Origin of the sequence: Bacillus sp. FF-1, assembly GCF_028548245.1 — a bacterium.
In the GTDB taxonomy this organism is placed as follows: domain Bacteria; phylum Bacillota; class Bacilli; order Bacillales; family Bacillaceae_G; genus Bacillus_A; species Bacillus_A paranthracis.
The window spans coordinates 1-5790 of record NZ_JAQQGG010000023.1 but is presented as its reverse complement, the minus strand read 5'-3'; the positions used below and the strand labels follow the sequence as shown (position 1 = coordinate 5790).

At 34.5% G+C, this 5790-nt stretch carries 5 protein-coding genes and 3 rRNA genes; 3 read left to right on the top strand and 5 right to left on the bottom strand.

Features of this window, described 5'->3' with window-relative positions; all coding sequences use genetic code 11:
• Both PQF83_RS28320 and rrf read left to right on the top strand, forming a co-directional pair.
• Nucleotides 1–119: ribosomal RNA gene (locus PQF83_RS28320) — 23S ribosomal RNA — on the top strand; the annotation flags it as partial.
• A 49-nt stretch (nt 120–168) separates the two neighbouring features.
• Nucleotides 169–284, top strand: a 5S ribosomal RNA gene (gene rrf / locus PQF83_RS28315).
• Nucleotides 285–961: 677 nt separating this feature from the next.
• On the opposite strand, the gene uppP is transcribed toward rrf, so the two are convergent.
• The 5 genes from uppP to PQF83_RS28285 all read right to left on the bottom strand — a co-directional run bounded on the left by uppP (nt 962) and on the right by PQF83_RS28285 (nt 5220).
• A complete protein-coding gene (gene uppP / locus PQF83_RS28305) occupies nt 962–1759 on the bottom strand; it encodes an undecaprenyl-diphosphate phosphatase UppP (RefSeq protein ID WP_001279966.1) in 798 nt (265 codons plus the stop codon).
• A 16-nt stretch (nt 1760–1775) separates the two neighbouring features.
• Nucleotides 1776–2513 (bottom strand): ABC transporter permease, encoded by a 738-nt coding sequence (locus tag PQF83_RS28300; protein WP_000247724.1) that lies wholly within the window; start codon nt 2511–2513, stop codon nt 1776–1778.
• The gene (locus PQF83_RS28295; protein WP_000074574.1) at nt 2506–3435 is read right to left on the bottom strand and encodes an ABC transporter ATP-binding protein; all 930 of its coding nucleotides are present in this window, start codon (nt 3433–3435) and stop codon (nt 2506–2508) included. The genes PQF83_RS28300 and PQF83_RS28295 overlap by 8 nt, the downstream gene beginning before the upstream one ends.
• Nucleotides 3436–3503: 68 nt before the next feature.
• Nucleotides 3504–4517, bottom strand: coding sequence for a sensor histidine kinase (locus tag PQF83_RS28290; protein WP_000845341.1), 1014 nt, complete (start codon nt 4515–4517; stop codon nt 3504–3506).
• Entirely contained in the window at nt 4507–5220 is a 714-nt protein-coding gene (locus PQF83_RS28285; RefSeq protein WP_000651988.1) for a response regulator transcription factor, read from the bottom strand. Before PQF83_RS28285 ends, PQF83_RS28290 begins: the two co-directional genes overlap by 11 nt.
• 460 nt (nt 5221–5680) lie before the next feature.
• Between PQF83_RS28285 and PQF83_RS28280 the strand changes: the two genes are divergently transcribed.
• A 16S ribosomal RNA gene (locus tag PQF83_RS28280) occupies nt 5681–5790 on the top strand; the annotation flags it as partial.

Sequence of the window (5790 nt, the reverse complement as noted above, 5' to 3'; positions counted from 1 at the left end):
AGATTTCCCATAGCGTAAGCTAGTAAGATCCCTGAAAGATGATCAGGTTGATAGGTTCGAGGTGGAAGCATGGTGACATGTGGAGCTGACGAATACTAATAGATCGAGGACTTAACCATATAATATGTAGCAATGTTATCTAGTTTTGAAGGAATATGCCTTCAATAGTTTGGTGATGATGGCAGAGAGGTCACACCCGTTCCCATACCGAACACGGAAGTTAAGCTCTCTAGCGCCGATGGTAGTTGGGACCTTGTCCCTGTGAGAGTAGGACGTCGCCAAGCAACTAAAAACACAAGTCTTTTGACTTGTGTTTTTTCGTGTTTAGTAAACAATATTATACTGTTTCAATTATAGACGAACGTTGTATTCTGATGTCTTAATGATGGATGTAGGTTCATCATACGCATTGAATATAAAACTATAATCGTTATTTGGCGATATTGGTTTAGTTTCTAATTCATAATAAATGTGACTGGGGCATATTGCGTTTTTTAACTCATCAATTACTAACCGTGCAAGATAATGAGGAGAATCACTAAATTGCCAAGCTGTAACAAATCCTAGTTTTTTACGGTTTCCCCAATAAGTATCCTAGTTACCTCACTTTAATAAATAGTTTAGCCTCTTTATAATTCTTGGGGAAGGTCTTTATATGCTGTGTCTTTGTACGCATTTGAAACTTGTATCTGTGTGTCGCGAATTAAGAAAGATAGTATGTTTGGAATGAATATGGTTTATAAAAATATACGATCCCTATACAGCATTGTCCAGTAGACATCTAGATTAATGGAGGGATGTTTAATTTTTAAATTGTGCCGTACGGTAAAGGCTAAAAGTGCTTGAAGGATATTCAGAGGGATTGCCACTATGCTATATTCAAGTAAGACAGAGGTGAAATGGATAAAAAACCGATATTTCAACTTGAATATCGGTTTAATAATATGTGACTTATATGAATCTATAGCAATACGAAAAGTGTAAATAAGACAGCTAACAAAATGCGATAGTATGCAAAAGGTTTTAAACCTATCTTCTCTAAAAGCTTCAGAAAAGTTACTACTGCTAGCATTGCTACTATAAAAGAGGTAATGAACCCTACTGCAAACATAGGGATGTCATCGACACTTAAATACTTCCAGCTTTTTAGTAAGTCTAAGCCTGTAGCCCCAACCATTACAGGAAGAGCTATTAGAAACGAGAACTCTGATGCAGTCTTATAATTTACTTTTGCTAATAGACCTCCAGAGATAGTAGATCCTGCTCTAGAAAAGCCAGGGTATACTGCTAAACATTGAAATAATCCAATTGTTAATGCTTGATGGTATGTTAAATCGTCCAGTGAGCAGGCGGTTGCCTCTTGCTTTTTTACTTCTGCAAAGATCATAAGAATTGCCCCTGCTACAAGTCCAATCACAACAGTATATGGCTGAAATAAGTAAGTTTTAATAACATCATGTAGTAGTAAACCAGCAACTACTGCCGGAAATACGCCAAGAAATACATGGAACGCGTTGAATTTATTCTCCTTCCGTAGAAGAGGCTTAATATTACATAAAGATACGAGACGTTTATGATATAAAATTGCAATAGCTAAAATTGCGCCTAGTTGAATAACAATTTCAAATGTTTTCGCTCTTTCTCCTTCAAAGCCTAATAAATGCCCGACTAATATAAGGTGGCCGGTAGAAGAGATAGGTAAAAATTCAGCTAACCCCTCTACGATACCGAGTATGAAGGCAATAATGATATCGCTCATGTTTCACTCCTAAAAATTAATGAATGTCTACTCTCTTAAAATAGAATAGTGTTGCGATAAATCCGAAAATCGTTGTTGCTGCAATGATCATATAAGAATACTCTGGTGGATATGTGGGTTGTAATTCATTATTTGCGATATCTAAAGTGGCGATCCAGGGAAATAAATCTTTATGTTTGGAATTTACGAGCATAAGATTAGTCATTGTAATAATGACTGTTAATATAATAGGCGGTACATAGCTCTTCATTACAAGAGTTAATAGAACAATAGGTGAAGACAATAGAAAAAGAAGTCCACCACAGGTTAAAAATTTTAGGAAAGAACCTAAAAGTAAAGCAGTGTTAAAACCAGGGAAGTTCCCCAATAGCCCTAATATTAAAGTAAGCGACCAAGCAACTAAAGTTAGCATCATGATCCAAAGGAAAAGAATGATGAACTTACTTATAATAAAACTAATACGTGACACGGGGATAGTTAGTAAATTTTTTAATGTGTCTTCTGCATATTCACGGGTAAACAGATAAGCAACTACTACTCCATATAAGGGGAACCCTATAACTAAAGTAGTGTATAAGTTAACTTCAGTGAATAATTGATGGAACCAAATAGTCGGAGTTGGCTGTTTGGTTTTTATATGTATATAAGAAGCTACTACGACTAAGAAAGGTGCGACACCAGCCCCAATAATACTAATTAAAAACATATTAGAGCGTTTTAGTTTTAATAGTTCTGTATAGAGTAGGTTAACCAATTGTTCCACCTCCAACTAGTTTGGTGAAATAATCTTCTAATCTGTCTTCGCTCATCATCATTTTTAATACTTCAATATCATTTAGAACAAACGTTCTGTTGATGTATCCTTGTTGCCCGAAATGAGAGTAAATGCGAATATTCCCTTCATCATGTACCTCATAATCGAAAATTTGAAATTGATTTTCTAATAACATCGTAGCCTTACTGTCATTATTCACCTGAAATTCTATGTATTTACGGTTTGCTTTGCGTAGCGTATCAAGAGAAACTTCTTCTAGTAACTTTCCTTCGTGAATAATTCCGATACGATCAACTAACTGTTCTACCTCGGCTAATATGTGACTAGAAATGAGTATCGTTATATTCCTTTCTTGAGCTAAAGAATGAATAAGTTTTCGCATTTCTTTAATCCCGATGGGGTCTAGTCCGTTAGTTGGTTCATCTAATATAAGTAGTTCGGGATAATGGAGAAGGGCGCGTGCAATTCCTAAACGCTGCTTCATGCCTAAAGAATACTTTCCCACTAACTTTTTTGTTTCATGTTGCAAGCCTACTATTTCTAACGCTTCTTCAATAGCATTCTTTTTGTGAACCCCAATTATCTTTGCGTTAATTAATAAGTTTTCTTTTGCAGTTAAGTTTTCATAAAACCCTGGAACTTCAACGATAGAACCAATTCTACTTAAAATATCTTTTTGATTTTGAAATAAGTCCTCTCCGAATATTTCGATAGTTCCACTTGTAGGCTTTATAAGACCGAGTAGCATACGAATGGTTGTTGTTTTACCAGCACCGTTACGACCTATGAATCCATAAATCTCTCCCTGTTGAACGTTAATATTTAGATTATCTACGGATTTTTGATTGCCATATACTTTAGTAAGATTAGTTGTTTTTATAATTGTATTTATAGGAGACACCTACTTTCTATAAGTTCTTACTTACATGATAAGCAGGAAGGTTTAACTGCATATTAATCATTTCTTAACTATTTCTTAAAAGTATTGTGTTTTGGAATGGAAAATCCAAAAGTGGTTCTTTCCCATGGATTACTTTCAACCCATATATGCCCGCCATTCTTTTCAACGAGCGCTTTAGAAATAGAAAGTCCGAGACCGCTACCACCAAAAGAGGAGTTTCTTGATTGTTCGCTTCGGTACATTCGCTCAAATATGTTTTGCAAATCATGTTTTGGAATACCAGGGCCTTTGTCCCAAATAAGAAGTTCATATTCTGTATCGGTTTCTAATAGTTCGACTCCTACTGTTTTCCCATCCTTTCCGTAATAAATAGCATTTTTCATTAAATTACCTATAATTCGTATAAGGCTAAGTTGATCTGCCATGATAGGAAAAGTAGATTCTGGTATGAGAATTTGTAGTTCAATATTATGTTTTGAGAGCTCAGGTAAAAATTCAATCAAAACTTCTCTAGTAACTTCAGAAAAGTCGAGTTCTTCTTCTTTTAGTGGAAATTCGTTAGCATCTAGCTTCGCCATATTGAATATCTCATCAACTAGGTGCTTCAAGTTATTTGATTTCATATAAAGTATTTTAAGATATTCTTGCTTTTCTATTTCAGAAGCAGCAACCTCATCTTTTAAGGCATCAATATAGCCAATAATGGAGGTAAGTGGTGTTCGTATATCGTGCGAGATACTAGACAGAAGTTTTTTTCTAGATTCCTCAGACCTCTTTGCTTCAATCCGAACCTTTTCTAATTCAGCTATTAGTTCGTTTATTGAAAAAACGATATTATGTAATGAACGATCATTGCTTGTAAATAATCTTGCTTGTAAATTACCTTTTAGTACACGACTTAATTTAGTATCTATTGATTTGCGGTGCTGAATGAATTGTATTCTTGAAAAGAAGAGATACATTGTAATTAAGATAAGGGTAATAAATAAAGATATTTTTACCCTTGGGTCCATTTGTATATTTAAAAGCCCGCAAATGATAAGTTGTAATGAAATAAGGAAAAGGGTTTTATCAGTCTTCAAGCTGTTCACCTACAAACTTATAACCAATTCCCCATACAGTCTGAATGAATTTTGGGTTGGAAGGATCGACTTCTATTTTCTTTCTAAGTTTTCGAATATGTACCATAACGGTATTGTCATCTTCTATATAATTATCGTCCCACACATTTCGGAAGAGCTGTGTTTTTGTAAATACTTGTCCTGGATTTGAAGTGAAGAATTTTAATAGTTCCAGTTCTTTTCCGGTTAAGTTAATTTCTTCTTTGTTTGTATGAACTGTATATGTATTTAAATCAATCAATAGGCCTTTAAAAGTTAGAGTTGTTTTCTTTTGTATATTAGCGTCACTTCCAAGAACTAAAAAACGCCGCATAAGAGCTTTTACACGTGCAATGACTTCATGAATACTGAAAGGCTTTGTAATGTAATCATCAGCACCAATGCTTAAACCTAAAATTTTATCAACTTCATGATCTTTAGCGGTTAGCATTAATATCGGTACGTTCGTTTTATCTCTAAGCTTTCTACATACTTCAATACCATCTACTTTCGGCATCATAAGGTCTAGTATAACGAGGTTATAGTTGTTTTGATTAAATAATTGTAAGGCTTCATCGCCATTAATCGCAGTATCTACCATATATAATTCTCGTTCCAAATATATTTTTAATAAATTTCGGATTTCTTTATCATCGTCTGCTATAAGGATACGTATATCTTTCATATCTTCACCTGCTTCTAATAGAGTTCATTGATAGTACAACAACCCCCTAATTATATAATATTATTTGTTAAAATAAGGTTAATAGTTTTGTTGGAGGGAAATGTCCACGTAAATTAAATTGAATATGTGTTGCAAGAATGAACTAATGAGAAGCAGAAGGTAGTTTCCGATAATGAATTTTTGCGGGGATGTATCTAGCTAAAAGAGCATAAAAGCATGTAATTAAATATCTTTATAAAAAGGTATTGACGATTGCTACTTAGAGGTGTAATATAGAACAAGTCGCCGATGACAACAACGTCGAAAGCGACAAACGAAATAAAAAACTTAGTTGACATTGAAAGATGAAAATGTTAACATAAGGAAGTCGCAAATGAGCGGCCAAGTAGTTCTTTGAAAACTGAACGAAACAAACAACGTGAAACGTCAATTTTTATTTTAGATGCTAGACAAACTAACTTTATTGGAGAGTTTGATCCTGGCTCAGGATGAACGCTGGCGGCGTGCCTAATACATGCAAGTCGAGCGAATGGATTAAGAGCTTGCTCTTATGAAGTTAGCGGCGGACGG

Bases quoted from the DNA above. Each gene is read 5' to 3' on its own strand.
- PQF83_RS28285 (WP_000651988.1), bottom strand. From the start codon at position 5,220: ATGAAAGATATACGTATCCTTATAGCAGACGATGATAAAGAAATCCGA.
- uppP (WP_001279966.1), bottom strand. From the start codon at position 1,759: ATGAGCGATATCATTATTGCCTTCATACTCGGTATCGTAGAGGGGTTA.